Source organism: Burkholderia aenigmatica (genome assembly GCF_048627025.1).
GTDB lineage: Bacteria > Pseudomonadota > Gammaproteobacteria > Burkholderiales > Burkholderiaceae > Burkholderia > Burkholderia aenigmatica.
On sequence record NZ_CP184469.1, the window covers coordinates 2,951,762 to 2,974,989 of the forward strand.

Annotated in this window: 17 protein-coding genes and 2 pseudogenes; 10 read left to right on the forward strand and 9 right to left on the reverse strand. The window is 59.3% G+C overall.

The window, feature by feature from the left end:
• Positions 1–44: 44 nt before the first annotated feature.
• From ACN8ZM_RS30360 to ACN8ZM_RS30385, 6 genes are all read left to right on the forward strand, one after another.
• The gene (locus tag ACN8ZM_RS30360; RefSeq protein WP_420211630.1) at positions 45–818 is read left to right on the forward strand and encodes an isocitrate lyase/PEP mutase family protein; all 774 of its coding nucleotides are present in this window, start codon (positions 45–47) and stop codon (positions 816–818) included.
• Positions 805–1,851: a bifunctional transcriptional activator/DNA repair enzyme AdaA gene (locus ACN8ZM_RS30365; RefSeq protein ID WP_420211631.1), complete on the forward strand. Its 1,047-nt coding sequence runs from the start codon at positions 805–807 to the stop codon at positions 1,849–1,851. The genes ACN8ZM_RS30360 and ACN8ZM_RS30365 overlap by 14 nt, the downstream gene beginning before the upstream one ends.
• Positions 1,852–2,027: 176 nt before the next feature.
• On the forward strand, positions 2,028–2,468 hold the full coding sequence (locus tag ACN8ZM_RS30370) for a hypothetical protein (RefSeq protein WP_420211632.1): 441 nt from the start codon (positions 2,028–2,030) through the stop codon (positions 2,466–2,468).
• 140 nt (positions 2,469–2,608) lie between these two features.
• Positions 2,609–3,007 carry a hypothetical protein gene (locus tag ACN8ZM_RS30375; protein WP_420211633.1) on the forward strand — a complete coding sequence of 133 codons (399 nt, stop codon included), beginning with the start codon at positions 2,609–2,611 and terminating at the stop codon, positions 3,005–3,007.
• A gap of 80 nt (positions 3,008–3,087) precedes the next feature.
• Positions 3,088–3,558, forward strand: coding sequence for a hypothetical protein (locus ACN8ZM_RS30380; protein WP_420211634.1), 471 nt, complete (start codon positions 3,088–3,090; stop codon positions 3,556–3,558).
• 406 nt (positions 3,559–3,964) lie between these two features.
• Positions 3,965–4,999: a helix-turn-helix domain-containing protein gene (locus ACN8ZM_RS30385; protein WP_420211635.1), complete on the forward strand. Its 1,035-nt coding sequence runs from the start codon at positions 3,965–3,967 to the stop codon at positions 4,997–4,999.
• Positions 5,000–5,072: 73 nt separating this feature from the next.
• Here ACN8ZM_RS30385 and ACN8ZM_RS30390 read toward each other — a convergent pair whose 3' ends face one another.
• Positions 5,073–5,459, reverse strand: coding sequence for a nuclear transport factor 2 family protein (locus tag ACN8ZM_RS30390; protein ID WP_420211636.1), 387 nt, complete (start codon positions 5,457–5,459; stop codon positions 5,073–5,075).
• A 439-nt stretch (positions 5,460–5,898) separates the two neighbouring features.
• Here ACN8ZM_RS30390 and ACN8ZM_RS30395 point away from each other — a divergent pair, with 439 nt between their 5' ends.
• The gene (locus ACN8ZM_RS30395) at positions 5,899–7,122 is read left to right on the forward strand and encodes an MFS transporter (RefSeq protein WP_420211637.1); all 1,224 of its coding nucleotides are present in this window, start codon (positions 5,899–5,901) and stop codon (positions 7,120–7,122) included.
• A gap of 220 nt (positions 7,123–7,342) precedes the next feature.
• Positions 7,343–8,467 carry a M14-type cytosolic carboxypeptidase gene (locus ACN8ZM_RS30400; RefSeq protein WP_420211638.1) on the forward strand — a complete coding sequence of 375 codons (1,125 nt, stop codon included), beginning with the start codon at positions 7,343–7,345 and terminating at the stop codon, positions 8,465–8,467.
• 405 nt (positions 8,468–8,872) lie between these two features.
• On the opposite strand, the gene ACN8ZM_RS30405 is transcribed toward ACN8ZM_RS30400, so the two are convergent.
• Positions 8,873–9,412 (reverse strand): hypothetical protein, encoded by a 540-nt coding sequence (locus ACN8ZM_RS30405; protein ID WP_301768651.1) that lies wholly within the window; start codon positions 9,410–9,412, stop codon positions 8,873–8,875.
• A 479-nt stretch (positions 9,413–9,891) separates the two neighbouring features.
• Between ACN8ZM_RS30405 and ACN8ZM_RS30410 the strand changes: the two are divergent.
• A pseudogene (locus ACN8ZM_RS30410) lies at positions 9,892–10,911 on the forward strand (IS110 family transposase).
• 223 nt (positions 10,912–11,134) lie between these two features.
• Here ACN8ZM_RS30410 and ACN8ZM_RS30415 read toward each other — a convergent pair.
• From ACN8ZM_RS30415 to ACN8ZM_RS30445, 7 genes and pseudogenes are all read right to left on the reverse strand, one after another.
• A complete protein-coding gene (locus ACN8ZM_RS30415; protein WP_420212693.1) occupies positions 11,135–11,518 on the reverse strand; it encodes a c-type cytochrome in 384 nt (127 codons plus the stop codon).
• A 440-nt stretch (positions 11,519–11,958) separates the two neighbouring features.
• A complete protein-coding gene (locus tag ACN8ZM_RS30420) occupies positions 11,959–12,297 on the reverse strand; it encodes a PAAR domain-containing protein (RefSeq protein ID WP_420211639.1) in 339 nt (112 codons plus the stop codon).
• Between the two features lie 386 nt (positions 12,298–12,683).
• Complete coding sequence (locus tag ACN8ZM_RS30425) at positions 12,684–14,138, reverse strand: virulence factor (RefSeq protein WP_420211640.1); 1,455 nt, start codon at positions 14,136–14,138, stop codon at positions 12,684–12,686.
• 26 nt (positions 14,139–14,164) lie between these two features.
• Positions 14,165–16,413 (reverse strand): annotated as a pseudogene (locus tag ACN8ZM_RS30430) (T6SS effector phospholipase Tle3 domain-containing protein).
• 23 nt (positions 16,414–16,436) lie between these two features.
• Entirely contained in the window at positions 16,437–19,220 is a 2,784-nt protein-coding gene (locus ACN8ZM_RS30435; protein WP_420211641.1) for a type VI secretion system Vgr family protein, read from the reverse strand.
• Between the two features lie 581 nt (positions 19,221–19,801).
• A complete protein-coding gene (locus ACN8ZM_RS30440) occupies positions 19,802–20,194 on the reverse strand; it encodes a DUF2345 domain-containing protein (protein WP_420211642.1) in 393 nt (130 codons plus the stop codon).
• 7 nt (positions 20,195–20,201) lie between these two features.
• Entirely contained in the window at positions 20,202–21,101 is a 900-nt protein-coding gene (locus ACN8ZM_RS30445; protein WP_420211643.1) for an MBL fold metallo-hydrolase, read from the reverse strand.
• Between the two features lie 721 nt (positions 21,102–21,822).
• Between ACN8ZM_RS30445 and ACN8ZM_RS30450 the strand changes: the two genes are divergently transcribed.
• Complete coding sequence (locus tag ACN8ZM_RS30450; protein WP_043186102.1) at positions 21,823–22,287, forward strand: glycine zipper domain-containing protein; 465 nt, start codon at positions 21,823–21,825, stop codon at positions 22,285–22,287.
• The last annotated feature ends 941 nt before the right edge of the window (positions 22,288–23,228 follow it).

The following is a 23,228-nucleotide window of genomic DNA, read 5'->3' on the forward strand; positions in this document are numbered from 1 at the left end:
ACGGGAAACCGATACTTTCCTCCCGCCCAACCGAGAAACGCATCATGACTTTTTCCCAGCTCCATCAACAAGCCGAACCGCTGTTGCTCGCCAACGTCTGGGATGCCGCCAGCGCCCGTGCCGCGGAAACGGCCGGCTACACGGCAATCGGGACGTCCAGCGCCGCCATTGCCGACTCACTGGGCTATGCCGATGGCGAGGGAGTCGGCTTCGACGAACTGACGGCGTTGGTTGCCCGCATCCGGTCCGTTTCCGGCCTGCCGCTGACCGTTGACGTCGAAGCCGGCTATGGCGCGACGTCCGAGGCTGTCGTCGCCAACCTGCGTGAACTGGCTGCCCTGGGCGTCGTCGGTGTCAACCTGGAGGACAGCGTGGTGCGCGATGGCCAGCGTACGCTGGTGGACGTCGAGCCCTTTGTGCGGCGCCTGCACGATATTCGTGCGGGCTTGCAGGCTGCCGGCGTTGAACTGTTCCTCAACGTGCGCACCGACACCTATCTGCTGGAGGTCGACCGTGCGCGCGAGGAAACCATCACATGCGGTCGACGCTATGCCGAAAGCGGGGCGGACGGCCTCTTTGTGCCCGGATTGACCGACGAAGCGGATATCGCTGCAATCGTGGGCGGCGTCCCGCTCCCGCTGAACGTCATGTGCATGCCGACCCTGCCGTCGTTCGGGCGCCTGGCCGCACTGGGCGTCAAGCGCATCAGCATGGGCAATTTCCTGCACCAGCGGGCGCACCACGTGCTGCAGCAGCTGTTCGGCGATGTGCGCGCCGGGCAATCCTTCGATCCGGTGTTCTGCCATGCTGGTCACTGATACCCTGCAAGTCGACGCTTACTACCGCGCCTTGGTCGAGCGCGCGGCGGATCATGTCGGCATCTTCTATGTCGGGGTGAAAACGACGGGCGTGTTCTGCATCGCGACCTGTCGGGCGCGCAAACCCAAACGCGAGAACGTGGTGTTCTACACGGACCTCCGGGAGACGCTCAATGCCGGCTTTCGGCCCTGCAAAGTCTGCCGGCCGACCGAGAACGCGCATGCGGCGCCACCGGACGTGGCCGAGGCCATCGACTGGGTACGCGCCCACCCGAAGGAACGCCTGAGCGACGCACACCTCAGGCAGCGCGGGCTCAGCCCGGAGCGGATTCGCCGCTGGTTCCAGCAGCACTACGGAATGAGTTTCCAGGCGTTCCAGCGTTCCTTGCGGATCAATACGGCGCTGGAGGAACTGAAGGCTGGCCGTCGCACCATCGACGTCGCGCTCGACAGCGGCTACGACTCGCTCAGCGGCTTCGGCTACACCTGCCGGAAACTGACCGGGCGTGCGCCGACCGAGGCCGCGAACGTCATCCTCATCCACCGCTTCACCACGCCCCTTGGGCCGATGTTCGTGTGTGCCACCGAGCAGGGCGTCTGCCTGCTCGAATTCGTCGATCGGCGGATGCTCGAGACTGAATTCAAGGATCTTCAGCGACTTTTGCGAGCGCGCATCCTGACGGGAGAGAACGCGCATACACGCCAGGCCGAGCGCGAGATCGGCGAGTACTTCGCCGGTACGCGCAAGCAGTTCGATCTGACGCTGGACACGCCCGGCAGCCCATTCCAGCAATCGGTATGGCAGGCGTTGCAGACCGTTCCGTATGGCAGCACGGCCAGTTATGGCGAGCAGGCGGTGAGGCTCGGCAAACCCCAGTCGGTTCGCGCAGTGGCCGGCGCCAATGGCGCCAATCGCGTGGCGATCGTCATCCCCTGTCATCGGGTATTGGGGAAGGACGGGGCGCTCACCGGCTATGGCGGCGGACTGGCGCGGAAGCAATGGCTCCTCGAACATGAGAAGCGTCATGCATAGCGAGCGTCGGGAGGATGTACAACCCATCAAGGACAAGGTGGCGAATCGCTACCCGCCGTCTCCGAATCCCGAGGCATACTGGGTCTCGGTTATTTTGTGAGAGGCATCGTGGTGGCGATGCCGATCTCGCTGCGTCAAGCGGACGACGCCCGTCGACAGTCAGGTGCACGACCACAATGGATCAGGATATTCAGAACATGCTCCGCCGCTATCGCGAGCGAGATATCGACCTGCCTCAGTTGCGCGTGTGGCTTGACGGCGAAAGAACGCGTGTGGGCGCACAAATCCCGCGCGGTGAATGGCTGCAGCTTACGCGCGGAAGCGAGGCGCAAAGCAACGGGGCAATCGCGCGCCTGCTTCCGGCCTGCGTGCGCTGTCTCGGTATCGGCGAGCCCAAAGCATTCGAATCACGTCACGAGTATCGGCAATACGCCGATCGTCGTGACGCGGCCGTCGCAAACAGCATCCTCGCCAACCTTCCTCAGCCTCAGTTCTCTTCCGAAGCACCCGATTCGGCAGGTTCGGTCATGTACTGTCGCTGCACCTGCTGCCGCTCGATCTGGGCATTCGTCGAGCCCGAGAAAGCGGAAAACGGTTCGTGGAAGCGAATCATCTAGGCGCGGTATCCCAGCCATCGCCATCCAGGCGCCGTCGCAGCCGTGTATGCTAGTCGCCAGCCAGGCTCCCGGCCTCTGTCGTTTCAGCACGCCTGCGCAAGTCCGCCATTCAGCATTCAAGGAATGAGAGGCTGATACCCATGCTCACGGTGCAAAGAAACCGATACTTCGCGGACGTCACTGGTTTGATCGTTCTCGTGATCCTTGTGGCGATCCTGTCGGTTTTCGTCCCGTCTTCCGACATCCCTCGACCTCTGTGGGTTCCAATCTACGCCGCGTGGGCTGTGTATGCGATTTATATCTGGCGCAAGGTTGAACCGGAAACACAGCCCTGGCTCTTGATCGGATTGTATTCGGCAGGTGGCGCGGCTGTGTGGTACGCCGTGACGCGAGCGATCAGTCGCTGGATTTTTGGGGCCGCGGAGCCCGAGCTTTCCAAAGGCTTCGACCTGTTCGTCGCATTGACGTGTTCCCCCGGCCTGACGTTTGTCGCGATCGCCGGCTGGGCGCGTTCACTTGTATGGCGCAAGCAAAGTTGAGGCTGTCGAAGCAATACTCGGCGTCGTACTCCACCAGCAAGCAGTGACCGAAAATGCACACAGCTGACGACGAGCGTCTCGTGATGAAACAGGTGAGAACGGCCTTCTCCGAACGCATGAGGCCGACGTCGGTCGTTCCGGCCGTCTCATCCCACACGAACGACTACGACGACGCGTTGCACTTCTCAAACCTGCGCTGGGATGAGACGACGGCTCACGACTGGACACAATACGCCGACGCCATTTACAGATTGACGCCCGAAGCATTCTGCTACTTCCTACCCGGGATCATCCGCGTTTCGGTCGAAGACAATCAGGTTGCACTGACGGTCATCGAGAGCTTGATGGGGTCGCTGGACAGATCGCCGGTTGCGGAATACTGGGATGACTATTTTCTGCAGCGCTGGCCCAAGCTGACAGACATCGAGTGCGATGCCGTGATCGAGTGGATTGTGTGGCTCGACGGACATCCGCTGTCGCCATTCTCGCAAGACACGATTCTTCGAGCGTGCGAAACCGTGGAACTGGTGAAGCAGCACCGGGCGGTGTAGTCGCTGCATGACGGCGATGGCTCGCGAGGGCGACCTGACGGATCACGGTGGTGATGTGCCGGAGGGCTTATCGGGCGCTGGACTTGTCCCAAATGCCGCCGCATATCAACGGGCGCATCGATCAACGATCGTCCTCCAGCCCTCATCCGCCACGGCTTTCGTGGCTACAGCTCGAGATCACCGTCGGGAATTTTTGAAGACAAGGCTTACTCCGCAAGCCATCTCCCGCGGTTGAACCCCATTAAAAGCGACAGAATCACCCTTAATCCAAATGCAATTAAAACCCCCAGAGAAGCTATATAGATATAAGAAAATCTACATAGCGGCCCAACCTTCTTCACCCCCCTTCCTTTAAGAAACATTCCTATAATTCAGCAAACGGAAATACGACATCGAGGGCCACAAAATGAGCGGCACGGCAAATCCACTTTTCCGTTTTTCCTTACAGGATTATTCACCTGCCGACCGGCTCGACGCATGGCAGACACAGTATTCGATTGCAGAGTTTTCTTTAACCACGCCGATTGACCCGATCATCGACTACCAATTTATCGGATACACGCTTGGCAACATCTCGGTCGGTAAATGGACCTACCGTCATCCGGGGCGCGCGGCCATTCCGCTCTCGTACACGCTGAACCGTTCGACGGCGTTCATTCGGCGAGACGGGATGGACAACTATTCGTTCAACCTCCGGGACGCGGGAGTCGTGCGCGGGGAAATCGATGGAAGGCCGGTGTTCGTACAGCCCGGGGACATCCTCGTTGTCGACCAGGCGCGTCCTTATCACCGTGAAATCCAGGCGGGCGACGCGGTCACGCTGCTGGTCGCGCGCGACATGCTGCCGAACCTGCCGTCGAGCGTCCACGGCACCCTCTTCAGTGGCGGCATCAGCCAGCTCCTCGACAGCTTTCTGAGGAACCTGCTCGACCAGATCGGCACGCTGTCGCAATCGGAAACGCTGCATGCCGAGCAGGCGACGCTGAGCCTGGCGAAGGCGATGCTCAGCCCGACCGCTCAAGAGATGTCGAATGCACAAAACGCGCTGCTGTCGACCCTGTACGTGAAGATCAAGGAATACATCCGGCAAAACCTCGAATCGCCGGACCTGTCGCCGGATCGAATCTGCAAGGCGATCGGCATCTCACGCTCCAGTCTGTACCGGTTATTCGAGCAGGACGGCGGTGTCGCGAATTACATCCGCAAACGCCGCCTGCTTGCGATTCACCGCGTGCTGATGTCGCCCGAGCGCTCACGGCACCGGATCGGCGACCTGGCATACCGGTACGGCTTCAACAGCAACACGCAGCTCAGCCGCGCGTTCAGGCTGGAGTTCGGTCACGCACCGAGCGACACGCGCATCGTCGCGGGGAACGCGCAGCATCGCTTGCAACGACACACGGATACCGACTACAGCGGCTGGCTCGCGCAGATTCGCTGAACGACGTGGCGAACACCACGCGCGACGGCCCGGCGCGCGGCGCACCGGGCCGGGAGGGCATCCTGCCGGGCGGTCAGGCGAACGCTGCCACGGCGGCAGCCGTGTCCTCGAAGATCCGATAGTGGCGGATCACGTTGCCGTCGATTTGTGCGACGACGGCGAAGTCGCTCCTGAAGGTCCGACCCGTCTTGCGCACGCGATGCTGCATGTAGCCGTACGCGAACACATGGTCGGCGGCTTCGGCCCATTGGCGGATCTCGAACTGCTCGGTTTCGAACTGCTCGGCCAGCGTGCCGAGCAGGCGTTCGACACCGGCCTTGCCGACGAAGCGCCCGTAGATCGGCAGGCTCTCGGGGCCCTGCGGCTCGAACACCGTCGCGTCGTCGATGACCGCGAGCGCGCCCGATACGTCACGGGCGCCGACCTTCGAGAAGAACTGTTGCAGCGGATTGAGTGCCATACGAACCTCCATGATCGGTGAATGGCAAAGCGGGATTGTCGAGACCGGCCCCCACCGCGACGCCGGTATGTCGCCATGCCGACGGCCAGGATTCGAACCGCGCGAGCGTGCCGTCGACATGCGTCCAGCCGGCCGCGTCGACAGGCGGGAGGTGGCTGCGTGTGATGGTATGAAAGGGGCGACCACAACCGTTAGCGCTTTTGTCCCAACGCATCGACGATCCGTTTCTGTGCGCTCGTCCACATCGCGCGCCGTGTGGGTGGGACGCACCGTCAATTCATTGAGACGCACCGGCTAACCGTTGCGCATCGCACTCGGTACATTTCCCTCCATCGTTGACTTCGCAGCACGGGCGACCTCATGCGCGTTGCCGTTTCCCGGGGGAGGTCAGCACCACCCCGCCCGCTTTCTTCATGCCGGTTCGCCAGCCGTCACCATCATGAGTCTCGAACAACTGTCGCCGTTACAGCGCGCCCCGCAGCCCCTCGCGGTAGCCCATGCCACGCTGACGCGTCCGGTCACGCTGCTGTTCGCGACGACGGCGGGATTCGCCGTCGCCAACGTCTACTACGCGCAGCCGTTGCTCGACACGCTCGCGCACCAGTTCGACATCTCGCGCGCCGCAATCGGCGGCATCATGACGATCACGAGCGTCTGCTACGGGCTCGGCCTCCTGCTCCTCGTTCCGCTCGGCGATCTGTGGAATCGGCGCCGGATGATCCTGATCCAGACGGTCGTCTGCGCGCTCGCGTTGCTGGCAATCGCCACGGCCACGCGCACCTCCGTGCTGTTCGCCGGCATGGCCCTGATCGGCTTTCTGAGCGTCGTCACGCAAGTGCTCGTGTCATTCGCGGCCGGGCTCGCCGAACCGGCGGAACGCGGGCAGGTCGTCGGCACGGTGACGAGCGGCATCGTGCTCGGCATTCTGCTCGCGCGTACGTTCTCGGGCGCGATCGCCGACCTCGCGGGATGGCGCGCGGTGTATTTCACGTCGGCCGGCGTGATGCTGCTGCTTGCCGTCGTCCTGTCGCGCGTCCTCCCGCTTCATCGTCTTCCGGGTGTTGCCGAGCCGTATCCGCGCCTGATCGCGTCGGTCTTTGCACTTTTCGCGCAGGAGCGCGTGCTGCGCGTGCGCGCCTTCATCGCCTTCCTGCATTTCGCGGCCGCTATGACGCTCTGGACGCCGATGGTGCTGCCGCTCAGCGCGCCGCCGCTGTCGCTGTCGCATACGGAGATCGGTCTGTTCGGGCTCGCGGGCGCGGCCGGCGCGCTCGGCGCCGCACGCGCCGGCCGTCTCGCCGATCGCGGCTTGGCGCAATGGACGTCCGGCATCGGGCTCGCGCTGATGCTCGTGTCATGGCTGCCCACGGCGCTCGTGATGCATTCGCTCGCGGCACTCGTCGTGGGCGTCATCGCGTTCGACCTCGGCCTGCAAGCGGTGCACGTGACCAACCAGAGCCTGATCTACGGCGTGCGTCCCGATGCACGCAGCCGCCTGACGGCCGGCTACATGCTGTTCTATGCTGCAGGCTGCGCGTCCGGCTCGATCGCGTCGACCTGCGTGTATGCGCGCTTCGGCTGGGCCGGCGTCTGTACGCTCGGCGCCGCGTTCAGTGCAACCGCGCTGTTGTTCTGGTATGCGACGCTGCGCCCGCGCACGTGATGTCCAAATGGAATTTATGAAGAGGTGGACTGCCGAGCGTCCGATGTGACGTGGCGGTGGGTGCCCTCGATGCGACAACAACGCCCTGGGGAGGTCGATCGAACATTGTGTAAAAGGCCGCCGCGTCCCAATATTGATCCGCCGTTTCTTGCAAGGCGATTCAAATATCATGCTTGATTCGCGGAATCCCGCCTTTTATCACGGTACAAGGACCAGCCCCATGCACATCGACATCGACTTCGAAGCCGCCGCGATCGACCACGTCGCCGATGCCACCACCGGCTCGCCCTTGCGCTTGCGTTTGCGCAGCGACAACGCGGCCGAATTCACCCAATGGTTCGCCTTCGAGCTGGTCGATGTGCCTTCCGAGGGCATCGACGTACGCATCGAGGGCCTGGCCGGATCGTCCTACCCTAAAGGCTGGGTCGACTACCGCGTCTGCATGCACGCCAACGGCGGCGAGAAGGCGGCCTGGTGCCGCCTGCCAACGAACTTCGATGGCGACGCGCTCGCCTTCCACGCGCCCGGCCCCGCCGCGCGCCTGCGCTTCGCCTATTTCCCGACCTTCGACCGCGTCGCTGAGGACAATCTCGTCGCCCAGGCGACGCAAGCAGGCGCGACGCTGGCGACTCTCGGAGCCTCCGCGCTCGGCGAGCCGATCCGCATGCTCTCGTTCGAGGGCCGTGCACCGCGCTCGCGCCTCTGGTTTATGGCCCGTCAGCATCCTGGCGAATCGCAGGGCGGCTATTGTCTCGAGGGCCTCGTGCAGGCACTGTGCGGCGAGATGCGTCCCGTCTGGGAGATCGGTGGCCACGCCGTGCACGTCGTCGTCAATGTCAATCCAGACGGTGTGCGCCTGGGCAACCTGCGCACGAACGCGCGCGGCGCCAACCTCAATCGCTGCTGGGACCGCGAGTATCCGGACGCGCCCGAGACGGCCGCCGTGCGCCGGCGCATGCAGGCGCTCGGGCTCGACCTGCTCGTCGACTTCCATGGTGACGAGGTTCTGCCCCACGTCTTCTCGGTGGGCGCTGACGGGAGCCCCGCCTGGACGCCACGCTTGCAGGTCTTGCGCCGCGCGTTCGACGAAGAACTGCTGCGACGCTCCCCCGTCTTCCAGACCGCGCGTGGCTATTCCGTCGACCGACCGGACCATGCGAGCCCGAAGAAGTGCATCCCGTGGGTCGCGGAGCAATTCGACGCGCTGGCGATGACCATCGAGTTGCCGTTCAAGGAGAGCGCTGACCGACCGCGCGACGATGCCGATGCGGCCGCATACGCCCGCACGTTCGGACGGGCCGTACTCGACACCGCGCTGGCGCTTGCGCCGTCCTTGCGGCCCTGAGGCCCTTCGCGCCTTCCGTGGGGCATCTGGGCGCCCCCGGTTTGCCGAGCTTTCATTTGCGCGACGGCTTGAAGGTCGGGATTGCGACCATGCGCCCGGACTCTGATTCCGGTACTGGCCGGCTGTCCCTGATGGGATACGCCGGTCAAGGTCTCGGCAAAATAGCGTGCTCGATGGGATACAGGTCTACTTCGATATCGAAGCGACGCACCGAAGACCTGCTGCGCTGCATAACGTCACTGGAGGCCGGAGCAGCGGGATGAGTCCGCAAAGCATGCAATGGACTCCGCTCCTCCCGTTCGCTCGAGAACAAAGTATTTTCCGATAGGCAAAAGGGGAGCTACTCGCGTCTCACGGGCATGTTACTGCCTTGCCTATTGAAATAATCAACGTTTTCTTCCGCATTCAAATATTCATGCCTCGACTTAGCAGCGCTTCACGATACGCAGCCCCAAGGATTGGATCGAACTTCCAGCCTGAAAACAACTTCCTTATTGAATTGCTTGAAAACATGTGCTCCAGCGACGCAACAATCAAGCAAGATCGAATTTCCTGATCACCTTGCACATACAAATTTTCCAACCACCTCACCACATCAGCCACATCACTCCTGGCTATCTTTCTGTCCTCTACAATCGAAACAAACCATCTCCCGAAATCCACCGCCGCAATATATCTTGAAATCAAGAACGACTGGGGATTGTCTGCCTCAACATAATCATTTGAAATGCACAATCCATAGAATTTCAAGAATAATCGCTTGCAATCACCAAACTCCATTGGAGGGACAATTTTCTCCGTGAAACTTCTCTTCGTAAGCTTGGCGTACAGCGATCCGAGTACCTCCGGTTGATCGCTATCCATAAATTTCAAGAGCTCACTGCGAGGAACTGATTCCTCGGAATTTTCGTAGAGCATTTCCAGCTCAAGTAACTCGTCGTTCATGATCGCATCACTCTAAATTGGATCAAATGCTCGGGTACACTCGACCGAGAAGCCAATGACTCACTCGGGTCACCCGCCTGCCGCAGCAGCAGTCATTCCGCCCGCAGCGGCCCCTCCCACTGAAATTGCGCCGCATGGCTCGGCAACCGCACATGCGACGGCACGCTTGACACTACCGCATCTCGTACGCACTGGCGGCCGTCTAAAAGCAGCGTTCCCGTCAACTGCCCGTTCAGAGCAGCACATGTCGTCCATCTAGCTCCGCGCAACAATGGGGTGCCCAAGCATGACCACGTATGCCCGGCATTACAACGGAACCGGTATCGAGCAGCCGTGCCCCGCTACTTTACGTTCAGAGCGACCGAATCGATCTTCTGCGCAAAATGATGCATGCGCACAGTAGAAGTAATTCGATGGGGTGAACGCCGCTGCGCGCTGAGCACATCATGCGCCTGCGGAACTTCCGAACGGAGGCGGCTATGAATCCCATCCCTGTGGGAGTCGACATTGGCAAGATCGTCTTCCAGATCAACTACATTGCGCCGAACAGCGGATAAATCATCAACAAATCGCTCAAGCGAGCGAGCTTCCTCGAATATTTCGCCAACCTTGAGTCGTGCATGATCGGCATGGAAGCATGTGACGGCTCGCAGCACTGGGCTCGATCACTCAGCAGGCTCGGGCACCAGGTCCGTCTAATGGCTTCGCGCTTTGCCAAAGCATTCAACATCGGCAACAAGAACGATGCTGCGGACGCACGGGCAATCTGGCTGGCAGTGCAGCAGCCTCGCAATAAGATCGCGGTGAAGGGCGAGGCGCAACAAGCCGTGCTGGCCTTACATCGGCTGCGCCAGCAGCTCGTGAAGTTCCGCACCTCCCAGATCAACTGCATCCGTAGACTCTTGGGCGAATACGGCGAAGTCATGCCGGCGGGTCGGCGCGCCTTCGACGCGAATATCGCAGCCGTTCTCGATCGAGTCGGCGACCACGTCGCAGCACCGCTGATCGATACCCTCCAGGAGCAGTGCGCAGCCTTGACACACCTGGACGAGCCAATCACGCACATCGGGCAACGGCTTAAGCAGTGGATGAGCACCGACTTGAGCGCGCAAGCCATCGGCGCGATCCCGGGTGTCGGTCTGCTGACCGCCACCGCCGCAGTTGCCACGATCAGCGACGCGAAAGCATTCAAGTCCGGTCGCGAGTTTGCGGCATCCATTGGCCTGTTGCCCAGGCAAGTCGGCTCGGGTGGAAGGACAACGCTGCTGGGGATCAGCAAACGTAGCGACGCTTATCTACGTACGCTGCTCGTGCATTGCGCGAGCGTCATCAGCGTGCAACTTCGATCCAAACACCCCTGGGTTGAACAGCTGCTGAAGCGACGGCCTTACAACGTCGCGGTTGTCGCACTGGCCAACAAGCTTGCGCGCGTAATCTGGGCAGTGCACGCTCGCGGCAGACCGTATCTACAAGACTTTGTCAGCACAAAGCCGGCATAGCCCGACCTTAAACGGCAACGACAGAGGCGTGAAGTTCATCCGATCGCTCGGAGCAACAGAAGGAGATGACAGGGCAGGTTGGACCGTGACTCGTTAAACCTGACTGTGCACTGGCGCTCATAGCGCGATAATTCGGCCAGGCGCGAGCTCACGGCGTCTCGACACATCTGAAAATTCGTCTTGACCGCTTCCGCCCCATTACGGTCAGACAGTCAACACGGAATCATCGGCCTTTGGAAATCACGTCGACCATGTATTTATTCAGATCGCGAAAATCCTGAACGGTCCAGGAGTGCGGCGCCAGCCTTACGCCGTTCTCCTTCAAAGTTCTCGGAATCAGGTCCCCGTTCGGACGGAGTATTACCGACGAAACAATGACGCCTGGATAATCATGGAGTCGCTTTTTGAACGCGGCAGTTGTGAGGTCCGGCGTGGCAGGATTGCTTTTCTTGGCCAATGGCCCGGTGCCCTTGATGTCTGCGCCATGGCACATAGCGCATCTCTGTATATAGAGATTTTTACCATTGATGTTTTGCGATAAGGCTAGTGAAGGTTGATTCAACACCAACGCTCCTAGCGAAGCGATGAAAAATTCGCTTATTTTCATTGGTCTTGCCGTATCGCGCAGATTGCCGGGTCGAGAAGTATAAACCCGCAATCGCGGAATGGACGTCCCTGGCCGACTGCAGACAGTGCGGTCAGTCATTGATTCCAGGGTCGGCTTGCCCAAGGGCCGTTATCGGCAAAGATAGCTTGCTAAATCACGGCGTTCATATAAGTACGCATTCTCTGCATCCGATTTCCCACTGGCGAATCAAGTTTCGAGGACTGATGCGGGTTACGTGACCCACAGCGCACACGAACCGGTGCTTTTCCTTCAACCCACGAAAGGTCGAATCCGGGCCAGTCAAGTCGTGCTTTTCGGCTGCGGCGCGTAGAGCGCGACTACAAGGTACAAGGCATGCAACGGGCTTGCCTTCCAGTTCGAGTGATGCCGCCATCACAAACTAAAGACGTCCCGCGTATCGTGCTGATCACCGTAGGTGTTCATCTCACGCCCCTCCTCGAAGACCTCTGGAGGAACGGAGAAGACTTGGACCAGATCAATGGAATCTCATCGTATTCAAGTCCGGGACGGCCCGACGTTGGGAGACTCGAAAACAGAACCGCGCCGCACGATGTCTTGTGTCCGTGGAACGCTGCATTCGCCCCCTCGACCTTGAAACTCCCATCGCCGTCAGCGATAACGACTTCGCCATGCTCAGGACATACGCAACGGTCACCGATACGCCCAACCGCACGCCCCATCACTTTGCTGTTCGGCGCGCCTGTTTCTACGGTTCCACCATGGCTATGCCGATCACCAACTCGAATAATCCCGCGCATGTTTTCGATACTCCTGAATGACGTCTATTTCGTCAGGATCGTGTCCATACATTCGCCGATAGAGGTCGAGCATTGTGTAATCGTCATTTTGCTCAGACGTGTGACACGCCCAAGCGTCGTTCTGGTCGTACGGGGGACGCAATCCTTTATACAACCCCATACCGATCAACACGACGCCTCCGGCAACCACGGCGAAAGGGACGGCGACACAACAATGAAATACCCACTCTATCCGGCCGATTGGCGTGAAGCTGACAACAAGAACAAATAAAGGGCCGAAATAAATTCCGCCTCCAATCGCAACCACACCGCCAATCAACAAGTTCCGGTGACGACGCAGTCCATGAGTATTCAACGCACCGCCCCCCATAACACCTCAAGCTACACTAGTACGAGAAGCCTTGACCGCGCCATGCCGGGTAGTCGCCATCGAACCGCTTGCCCCACCACGGCAAATACGCGTCACCCTCACCAGCCGCTCGAAACCAGTTCTGGTCGGGGTCAATCGGTGTCAGCTTGCTCGGCGGCTTTACAACGAGCGCGACTGGATGGTCCGGATCTGTTGTACCGGCAACCAGCGTATCGCCGCCCAAGTGATTCGCGCGACCAATCGCCAACGCAATATCGGTAAGCGCCGAACCTGCGCCCATGTCACCCAGTACCGCGGCGGTATTGAATGTCTGCTTCATGTGGTCGTATTCAGGCAAACTCTCGGTCAGTGATTGGGACAATGATGCAAGGCGAGCCGACGCAACATCGCCGCCCTGGCCGGCATCATGCACAACAAATTTGAGGTCCGTGACACCGATTCCTGCATTCTTGGTCGCTTGCTCAATCGTTGCTTTCCAAGCTTGCACGGCACGCGAAGCGCCCACCTTCGCTTCAAACTCGCTTGCATCTCCAACTGCCGGGCGCGCAATCCACGCAAGCGGCTCACGCTCGGTTTTGAATTCCGGCCCAGTCAGAATGAGGAGCACCAAGTTCTCATTCATCTGCTCGTCTTTCGGCGGGAAGCTCGGCGCATCCCAATTTACTACCCAAACACTTTTGTCCGGATGAGCTTGCAGATAATCAAGAGCCGCGCTCAAAGAAGTGAAACCCGCGTTCGGCCCACCTTGAATAGCACGTACATCTGGTGGCGTAGGATCAGACCAAAGATCAGGAAATGACTGATTCCCAATCTCAAATTCACTGATCATTCTATTTCTAAAAAAATCAACCGCCTCTCGCGCCTCAAGCCTACTTGGAATAGCCATTTCAACCCGAACTCCCGCGACCTCCCTCCACGCCCTTTTATCACTCGGCTTAACAGTGTAAAAATAAAGCGGATTCATAACGTATTTCTCGCCAAAAAGCGGCGTGAGCGTCTCAATATATTTTTGATAAAATCCCGAAAGCGTTTCCTGCCCGTCGTTGCCATCGGCAACGATAGCTACAGGTTGAAGCGTACTAAAACTTTTTGGGTCTGTTCGAACCATGTCATCGTTCTTGTTCGGTTTTGCCAGACCCATGGTCCATAGCAGCTGCCACTCCGTCGAATAGTCGCGCCGCTGGAGCGGGTTGAGCCACGCCAGCCCGACCACCTGTGCCATATAGGGCTTATCGGACGATGCAGGTACACCAGAGATAACTGCTGGCGCCACCGCTCCGATCTCGGGAACACGGTTCTTCCACCAAGCCGTCGTGAATGCCAGCATCATCGCGGCAACCAGCAACGGGAGCAGGACATAACGCTTCATCAACGATTCCGATGTGAGTGCTTCGGGTTGTGGTGCATTCGCGTGGTGCGACCAAATAAAAGTGGCAATCGCCACAACAATAAAGGTGAGAGCGCTGATCATCAACCTTTTTCGCCACGTAAGAATCATTACGCCCCCTTTAAATAGCCGTCGAGGATCATCCAACCGTCGCGCTCGTCGACTATCTTGCCGGGCATCCGCGCCTCACCATCATGCGATATCCATTCGCCGAGGGTTATATTTGCCATTGTTCCCAGTGAAAAATATTCGCCGTATTTTCTATTAGGATTTTGACCAGCTATCCCCTTCCAAAAGCGCCAATCCGCCTCAACGCGGAGATTTTGCAAATCGTCATCCGACAATTTGCACACGCCAACTGCCACATCATACGCAAGCGCCTTCTCCGCATGCTTCGGATTGGTCATCGTGGTTGAGTGGTTGGTCGGGTTATTTTCCTCAGTCCCCTTCAGGTAGTCGGTCAGGATCTGCTGGTTCAGCGGCGCCAATCCACCTTGCTGTTGCGGGTCTTGCCACCCCGGCTCTTCCGTTTTCACCCGACCATCCTTATCCATAAAGCCCGTTGCGTTCAGTCGGCGAATCCGTTGCCGCACGATCGCATGATCTTCGTAGCGTTGCTCAGCCTCGGATTTCGCATCACCAAGCGCAGGGGCCTTCCCATTGTAGTTATCGAGTGCGTCGCCCGGCTTGCGGTCTTCAGGTTTTTTGGCCTGGCGAGCCGACGCGGGAGGATCGTAATACTCGTTGAAGTCGCTGACCGCATTCGGACCGTCCATTGTTTTGCATGCCTTACCGCCATATTGAATTGCCTGCGGTTTGAACGGCTCATCGAGCTTCGGCGCACTGATCGTCACCGACCAACCTTTCGGCGGATCGCCATTAACCTTGGTTTTGACGAATCTCAGCAGGGAAAACACCCCTGACCCGAGAACAAAGGTCGATAGAATGTTCGCTCTCTCGATGTTGGAATTGGCCGCCAACATGGTTCGCCGGAAACTAAATTTCGTGACCGGCGAGGGGGGTACCAAAAACCGGGGGTCGCACCTTTCCCGTATCGCCAGTCGTCCTCCCAATACCGATAGACTGTTCGAGGACCAGGCGGCAGGCCCACGTAATAGCCGGAAGCGAAAACTCGCTGGGTCAGTACGTTCCCCACGCCAATATCTCGCAGTTCCCCGTCGCTCAGTCCACGCCACCCCATGCCCTGGACGGTCACCGCCGAAATTACCTGATCGTGCGGGCAGCAGTACAAGGTTACCCGGCCGTAGGTAGACCCGTTTAGCCCATGATGCTGGCGGTCCAATGCAGCCTGAAAAGGCTTGCCGCCACTCGGTGACGGGCGCGTATTCGCCATATGCTTGTCGATATACGCCGCATCCATGTCGAATGGCCGACGCTCGTGGATGATGCTGAGGAAGTTTCCCAATGTCGTGATGCGAGCCTGATAGGTTTCGCGCCCGCGTCTACCGTCCTTGTCGAGCGTGCCGCGCTGTGTCCATGAGTCGGCAGCGCGTCCACCAAAATCATCCGTCATGACGCTGTATGGCGGATTCGCCAGCACATACGTATCGGCTACACAGCGCCCGGTCTTTCCATTGACGTCGCTCACGTTCTGTAGCTGATCGCCGAGAAATGCGGCCAGTAGACCAACCATGTTGCCCTGGCTATGACACACGACCGTAATCGGCATGTCCGCCTGCTTTCTTCGGATTGATTCGATCAACTTTGCAAGGCGTAGTGCAGCCATCACACCGTAGTGCCGCGCCGGGGTCGAGTAGACTTCGCGTGCCGTTATCGCATTCAGACTCTGCACTCTGAGCCAGCCAAACAACCGATCGTTGACGCCTTCGTGATACATGTCGGGAAGGCTCGAACAGCCATTCGCAAACGGCCCGCCACCCCAGTAGTTCTGTTCGTTCAGAAAGACGTTGGCCCCGTACTCCTTCAATTCCTCCTTGTTTGCCTTATAGCCCCATCGGAAATGAATAACCGGAGAAAACGACGGCGTCGACTTTACATACGTTTTGGAAGTCATCTTTGGGTTGATAAACCCGTCTGGCGTCAAACTGTCGATGTATTGCGCCGGTGTAAGCTGCCCTCCCTCGACCCCCTTGTGGGCCATCTGATCGTCTAGCCGACCGAGTCGCCGATTGAGCCCTTTGCACAGCCCTTCTTCGGCGGGCTTAAACCACTCCCCCTCGGAATTGACGCCGTGTACAAAGATCACGACGCCAGGCAATGGTGGACGTTGAATTGCAAGCGCATCTCCGCCAGAAAACTTCGTGACGCCTTCGCCGCTCGCCACTTGAAAACGTTTGCCCGATGCGGCGCCGGATGCGGAAGTCGATGGATTAGCCATGAGGTTCTCTCGTTCCTACTCGGTCATTCTTTTTCGAAGAAGTTGAAAGTCAGCTTTTCGAACTGGTTTGTGTCGATCTGCGAAAGACGGCCGGCCGCATCAGTCTGCCCGGAAACAAAGCCACCAGACGATCGCTGAACTTCACCGACAAAGTCCGTCGAAGGTTGCCCGTCCGTCGCTCTCACCAGTTTCGGAACACGACTGAGCGGCGCATGACTAAACGTCGGCAGGTCAGCGCTCATACTGGCCGGACCGTCCCATGTGTGACCGGCAGATTTCACGATGAACTGTCCAGGACATCCCAGTTCAACATTCGAACCATGCAGCTTCAGATACGCTCCCCCTGCGGTCGTGAAAACCACTTCATCTTTCGACATGCCAATCAACTTGCCGCCGGCAGCGGTAAACTGAATATTCTTGGCAGAGTCGATCAGCGTATCGTTGCCCTGGCTTTGCAACTTGACCTTCCCCTGGTTCGCAATTGCCGATACGTCGCCGCCCTGCGAAAACAGTGCCACGTCGTGTCCGGCATCCAGTTTGATCTTCTGACCAGCGGCGGTTTGGACGCTTTCCAGCGCAACAGTATCGACGTTCTTGCCCGCATGCGTAGCGACGGTTTTCGGTGTAACGACACCGACGCCGTCCGGTGAAGTGATCGCGACAGCCGCCGCGCTTCCACTGCCACCACTGCCCCGAGCAGCCCCACTGCTCGGCCAACTCTGAACGGCTCCAACGAGATCCTGATGCGGCGTAGTATCGGCCGCAATGCCTTCATGCTGCGCGGCGTAGTCGCCGAGGCTTTTGAACAGGTCGACGCACTCCTGCATCAATTGAAGGCACTCCTCGCGATCGAGTTGATGCCCGCTCGCCTTCAATTGCTGCCATGCCGAGATAAGAACGCCCTTGCCACCCCGAACCGAAGCGTTCGCATCAGTGCGGACCTCGATCCCTTCTCCGCGTGGATCGCCCTGCCCGTTGTCACGTGGCTTCGTCAGGAAGCCCCCATTGACCGCACTGGCAGCGTGATCACTGCCAAGATGCATGCTGATCTGTTGCGGCGTATCGTCGAATTGAAGTTGGTTCGCACGCGCGCCCTTGATCTCGCGACTGACGATACCCGACAGTGCGCGATTACCCGGCAGGTCGCCCGTATGGTGGAATTGTGCGGGGATGTGCTTGCCGTTACTCAGCACGCCAATGATCACGAGGCGATCGGCCTCTCCCGCAACGGGCGCGAGCAGGACTTCCATCCCCTTTCGCAACGGCATCGATATACCGAACCGCTCACCGGCCCAAGCGGTCAACACGCGGATCGGCGGACTGTCGGACGCGGTTCCACTCGTGCCGGCGCCGCTCTGGTGGGTGTGGTACTCACTGTAGAGCCCCATGATCTGGACGGAAGGTCGCCCAAGTTCGTCGCACCATACCTCTTCGTCGCCCGGCGTCACGACAACGCCAGTCAGCAGGTGAGCATGTTGGCGATCCGTGTAGGGATCGTATTCAGGTTTGAGAGAAATCCGACGGCGCACACATGAGAAGCTGTTTTCGTAGCGCGTATCAGCCTGATCATCGACCGGACGGAAGGGCTTCCGAGCCGTGGGGCCGCGCTCGAAATTGTGACTCAGTTCGAAAAGCTGACCTGCCTGCTCATGCACGCCGGCCGGCAGGTTGTTCCAAACGCTATGATGAATCGCGATGATCGTGAAATCCCGCTCCTCCGGCGACTGCGCATCAAGATGCGCCAGGCCATCGATGCCAAGCCAGGAGCCAACCGCGAGATTTCGAATGTTGCTGGTGCAGTCGATCTGCTCGCCCTGCATGTCGTAGGCCAGCATGCGATTGGCCGTCAGACGATCGTGATCGGCGGATGAATGGCCGGCGCGCGGGATGTCGATCTGGATATCAGCCAACTCGCGCGCCAGGTCGTTGCCGGCCGCGCCTTGATCGATGCTTGCATCGCGCGCCGCTTCGTCCATCGCGGCCGACTGCAAATTCCAGGAGGAACGCCCAACGTGCCCCGACACAAGCGTGCGATGGGGTGCAAACAGGAAAACCGAGTCGCGCTGCTCGGTCGCGGCATCGCGCGGGTGATAGCGCACCCGTCCTGCCGGCGCTTGGGGAAGCCCGCTCGATCCATCGCAGAACACCAAGGTATGAATCGGTGATTCGCCATCACGATTGCCATGCTCTGACTGCTTTGCCGGCCCAGCCTTCACAAACATCGTGATGCCTTCACGGCGACAGAGGCGCTCAAGGAACGCACTGTCTGATTCATTTTCTTGCAGGATCAGGGATCGTGCAGGATAGGCCGACGAGTCAAGTCCTGACAGATCGAATTCGAAAACACGGGCAAACGCAGCGCTGCGCGTTCGCCATTCGCTCAATACGGTCGAGATCACATACGGTGCGTTCTGATTCAGAAATTTGCGCGAACGCCGACCTCGGCGGTGCAATGAATATGCGTCCACGATGCTGAGCTGGTAGCACGTGAGTTCGCCGTTGGACTGCCCCGTCTTCATGCCGTCGACAATGGCATTGATGGTGTGCTCGGCACCTTGGTCGGTTGTGACGCACACCGAGACGGGCAAACCGAGAAAGTCGCGGTGGTCCAGATCATCGGATGTCGACACACAGGTCAGCGTGCCAGCAACGCCGGACATCAACGCTTCGTCTATATCGGCATGCTGGAGATTCAGTAGCGGACCGAGTCGAGCCTGCAAGGCTCCAAAATTGAGGCGGACAGGACGGCGATTCGCGTCGATACCCGTGGCGAACGCCTGGAGTTTTTTCGCAAGGCTGAGTTGCATGTTGCGCCCTCTTTTAACGTCGTATTGTCCGGCGCAGCGGGCGCGTTATCGACTTGCGCTTGCATACCCCGTCTTGGACACGTCCAGCCGTAAGGCGATCGAACGCATCCACTTCCCTCTCGAATGCACGATTAAACCACGTCGTCTACTCTCAGTACCCTCAAGTTGCTACAGCGCCCCGCACCGAATGAGGAACGCTCTCAGAATAATAGAATCGCAAACTCAAGGCTTGAATAATGGCCCTAATTTTTGTCAAGGCAGTTTGACAATTTTAACGATTAACAAAAATTTTCGAATTGAAGGCGGATGGTCACGGCAAGGCATCTGACACCGATATAAGCGGCGCCCCACCTCGATGGGCAACTGCAGTACATCACCAATACTCCGAAACCCATCAGTTTATTTCTTACTATTGCCCTGAGCATAGATGACAGAACTATCAGGTGCCTCGCCATCTATTATTTACTTTTCGGAACGTAATCTGACGCAGTTCAGCTCCACGAACACCAATAAAACAATCAATTTGGCGTGCCTATCGGGGACCGTGCATCGGTTCATGTGTGCGATTCACGGAAATCGCTTCACTTTTTAGCTCGCCCCCAACACGCGCCGGTGATGTTCAGCGAGGGTCTTATCGACGCACCATTCGCAGTGCCGAATTTGCTCTTTGTCGTCGACGCCCCCGGTTTGTCCCACGACGCACACTTTTCGAGAATCTGGCCCGATGGGCCGTTCTCGATCATGTCTGGTGTGATCTCGATGTACGAGCCGCCGACATTCAAAATCATCCCCTTCTCCGCGCGCAGGACCAACCGTCTCGAAGCGCTCTCGATCGTGACATCCTGCTGCGCCAGCATCGTCAACGCGTCGTTCTGGGCCTCGATCTCGATGGGGCGATAGGCCGACGAATGCCTAGCGGTTGCACGTGCGTGCGAGATGCTCCGTTGCGCCAAATAGCAAGCGCTATCTGGCATGGTTGCCTCATCTTGCGTCAACGTGAGCCTGCAGGCCGGTGGGAATGGACTTGTCCGATACCTGCAACGCCAACTCCGCCGCTACGGCATCCGCCCCGGCTTTGATGAAGATGTCGAGGTCGGCCGTGGGCAGGAAGCGCTTCATGACGGCCTCCAGCTCGCCCTTCCCGGTATCGTCCAGGCTACGATTGCCGTTCGCGAGCCGCGCCACCGCCGCGCGATAGCACCCGATATAAGCACGCTGCGCGGCAATCATGGCGAGTGGCTCGCCGGCTGGGCCGTGGCCCGTATAGAACAGTGCGATGTCGCCGGACAAACGTTCGAGCGCATCGAGGCTGCGCAGCCAGTCCGCCGTATGGCCGTCGTTCATGAAGGAATGGACGCCGTTGAAAACCATGTCACCGACGAAGGCGACACGCCGCTGGCATCCCGCGGTCCAGACCGAATCCCAGTGCGATTCGCCCGGGCCAAACTCCCTGACCTCGAACGGCACGCCATCGAAATGCAGCACGTCGCCGTCGCGCACGAAGCGATTGGGGAAGGTGCGCCGTGCCGGCCAATCGTCGCCGAACACCGACTGCCACTGGACGGCCTTGGCATCGTCGATACGGCGCATGGCCTCGTCGACGCCCCGCGTGGCGATGACCGGCACATTGTCGAAACCGCGAATCAGCTCGCCGACACCGTTGTAGTGATCCGGATGCCCGTGCGTGATCAGCACTGCGAGCAAGGGTTTGCGCAGCGCATCCAGCCGATCACGCACCTGGCGCGCATCCGATACGGTCATCATTGCGTCGATGGCCACGACACCGTTCGACAGCTCGACCAAGAACGCGTTGGTGAGAAAGGTACGCGCACCGGAGGTGCAGGTCACCACATTGATTTCCGGCTCCTTGAAACCCGTCATTCGAAGGCTCTCTCATTAAGCGAAATCCCGCGAGACGTGCGGGACAGCAGGTTGACATCAATTTGCCCGTCGAGCAGGGCTTCGTCCGGCAGTCGTTAAGTGGCATACGCCACGCACAATTGCCGCGAAGCAGTCGGCCTGCCAATTAACGACAAGTCGCAAAAAAGCCGCCGTATTTCTAATTGCACACAGACCGCTAAACCGCCTGACCGGAATATCCAAAACTGTGCCATACCCTGACACTTCGTCATACTACAAAGTCATTTAGCGTCAGGGTCGCTAACACAACCTGGACATGAAGCGATGAACGCCATGTCTTCGCAACATGTCCAGACGCAAAATCAGCAATGTGCTATGGGCCGCACTGGAACCGCTACTCCCGGCTTTCACGCCGTCGCCCAAAGATGGTCGATGACCGCGCAGCGCCGAACGGCATCCAGTATGTGCTGCAAGCCGGTATTCCATAGAAAGACTTGCCGAAAGTGCTTGGCTTCGATGGACGTTTTCATGCAGTTTGATGGAGAAATAATGGAGTCGAGATAAAAAATCAGCGATGCCGGTGTCGCTTTCCGGGCGCACACAATCTGTTACGACAATGGCGAACCTGAATTGGATGGGAGTGCTATCTTTCGCCGGCCTTTCGTTTAAAGGACTCGTTGAAACGAATCGGCAGCAACGCAAGAAACCAGACTTCAGATTGAGCACAAGGAAGAGCATTCGCATGTTGAAGAAGATCGCCTCCGCATTCATCGTCACCGCGGCTGCGGTAATTTCACTGCCGGCCGCGGCGGACAACTGGGACAACGCGCTCGGCGGTGCGCTGGGCGGCATCGCCGGTGCAACCGTCGGCGATGCACTGGGCGGCCGCACCGGTGCGGTGGTGGGCGGCGCGATCGGTGGTGGCGCCGGCGGCGCGATCGCAGCGAACCGCGACGAGCGCGACGGCGCAATCATTGGCGGTGCCCTCGGCGGTGGCGCGGGCACCGCGGCCGGCCATGCGATGGGCGGCCGCAACGGCGGGCTCCTGGGGGCTGCGCTCGGCGGCGGCGGCGGCGCGGCACTGGGCGGCAACCTCGGCCGCAACGCGCGGGAGCGCGACGATGCACGGGACCGCGACAACATGCGCAAGATGCGTCGCAACAAGCATCGCGACGACGAGGCGTACTACGACCGCTACGCTTACTGAGCGGTTCGTTGACGCCTGGCGAATGCGCATGAGACGAAATGAAATGCACGTTCCGCCCGTCAGGTCACACGGTGCATTTTCGCTGTCTGCGCGCCCGCCGAGGTCGCGCAGACAGCATGCAGCGCTTCCGCCGAATTCGCGCTTGCACTACGCAAGCCCGGGTAGCGTGTCGCCAGCAGCGCCATCGTGAACGCCGCCCCCCATTTCGACCACATCGGTCGCACACTTCGCTTCGGAATCCGTTCATCACGCACAGCACGACAATGCGTGCGGCCACGCCGAGCGCAATCTCGAGAAGCTCAGCGCCATTTCCGCCAAGGCGTGAGGAAATCGCTATCGCCGAGGACGCAACGCATTCAAGCAAAGTGAATCGCGCCGTGGTTTGGTGGAGACCACCGCGTCTGGCGCTTTGCCGCGCGAGCGGAGTGACTCATAGACATCGTTTCAACTGACATGACGCGATGCGCCAAGAAAGGCTTCACATCAGTCGGCCCGATCGTCGACTGAACAACCTATACGCCGCAAATGAGAAGTTCGGTCCCGGAAGCATTTACGCTGCCAAATAGCGTCTTGCAGGGGAGAGATGAGCATCGTGCAGGGAACCGTCCGGTCGACGCGGCTGAACTTCGCGGTAACGGTTGGCGGTGCGGGAACTGTACTATTTCCAAACGGGATATGCACATCCTTGGGCTTTAAGGCCGGTACCGCGCTCAATTATCTCTACGGCGAGTTCTGTTAGTAATCGCGCATTGCGGGCACCATGTTCCCGCACTTATATTTATCGGTCGAGATTCCCAGATATGACCGCGATGGCATTGCCAAGTCAATTTGGTCCTACGGCCCTGATACTCTTTCGATAAACACAGTCCACCACGAGCGGTCGCAAGCGCTCGCATGTCATCAATTGTCTGACGCAATTTTAGGCCTGCACATTGCCGACA

Excerpts from the sequence above, each read along its gene's own strand:
- ACN8ZM_RS30445 (WP_420211643.1), bottom strand. The coding sequence starts at position 21,101 with ATGACGGGTTTCAAGGAGCCGGAAATCAATGTGGTGACCTGCACCTCC.
- ACN8ZM_RS30375 (WP_420211633.1), top strand. The coding sequence starts at position 2,609 with ATGCTCACGGTGCAAAGAAACCGATACTTCGCGGACGTCACTGGTTTG.
- ACN8ZM_RS30360 (WP_420211630.1), top strand. The coding sequence starts at position 45 with ATGACTTTTTCCCAGCTCCATCAACAAGCCGAACCGCTGTTGCTCGCC.
- ACN8ZM_RS30370 (WP_420211632.1), top strand. The coding sequence starts at position 2,028 with ATGGATCAGGATATTCAGAACATGCTCCGCCGCTATCGCGAGCGAGAT.
- ACN8ZM_RS30450 (WP_043186102.1), top strand. The coding sequence starts at position 21,823 with ATGTTGAAGAAGATCGCCTCCGCATTCATCGTCACCGCGGCTGCGGTA.
- ACN8ZM_RS30440 (WP_420211642.1), bottom strand. The coding sequence starts at position 20,194 with ATGCCAGATAGCGCTTGCTATTTGGCGCAACGGAGCATCTCGCACGCA.
- ACN8ZM_RS30425 (WP_420211640.1), bottom strand. The coding sequence starts at position 14,138 with ATGATCAGCGCTCTCACCTTTATTGTTGTGGCGATTGCCACTTTTATT.
- ACN8ZM_RS30390 (WP_420211636.1), bottom strand. The coding sequence starts at position 5,459 with ATGGCACTCAATCCGCTGCAACAGTTCTTCTCGAAGGTCGGCGCCCGT.
- ACN8ZM_RS30420 (WP_420211639.1), bottom strand. The coding sequence starts at position 12,297 with ATGCGCGGGATTATTCGAGTTGGTGATCGGCATAGCCATGGTGGAACC.
- ACN8ZM_RS30405 (WP_301768651.1), bottom strand. The coding sequence starts at position 9,412 with ATGAACGACGAGTTACTTGAGCTGGAAATGCTCTACGAAAATTCCGAG.
- ACN8ZM_RS30415 (WP_420212693.1), bottom strand. The coding sequence starts at position 11,518 with ATGAAAATAAGCGAATTTTTCATCGCTTCGCTAGGAGCGTTGGTGTTG.
- ACN8ZM_RS30385 (WP_420211635.1), top strand. The coding sequence starts at position 3,965 with ATGAGCGGCACGGCAAATCCACTTTTCCGTTTTTCCTTACAGGATTAT.
- ACN8ZM_RS30365 (WP_420211631.1), top strand. The coding sequence starts at position 805 with ATGCTGGTCACTGATACCCTGCAAGTCGACGCTTACTACCGCGCCTTG.
- ACN8ZM_RS30435 (WP_420211641.1), bottom strand. The coding sequence starts at position 19,220 with ATGCAACTCAGCCTTGCGAAAAAACTCCAGGCGTTCGCCACGGGTATC.
- ACN8ZM_RS30395 (WP_420211637.1), top strand. The coding sequence starts at position 5,899 with ATGAGTCTCGAACAACTGTCGCCGTTACAGCGCGCCCCGCAGCCCCTC.
- ACN8ZM_RS30400 (WP_420211638.1), top strand. The coding sequence starts at position 7,343 with ATGCACATCGACATCGACTTCGAAGCCGCCGCGATCGACCACGTCGCC.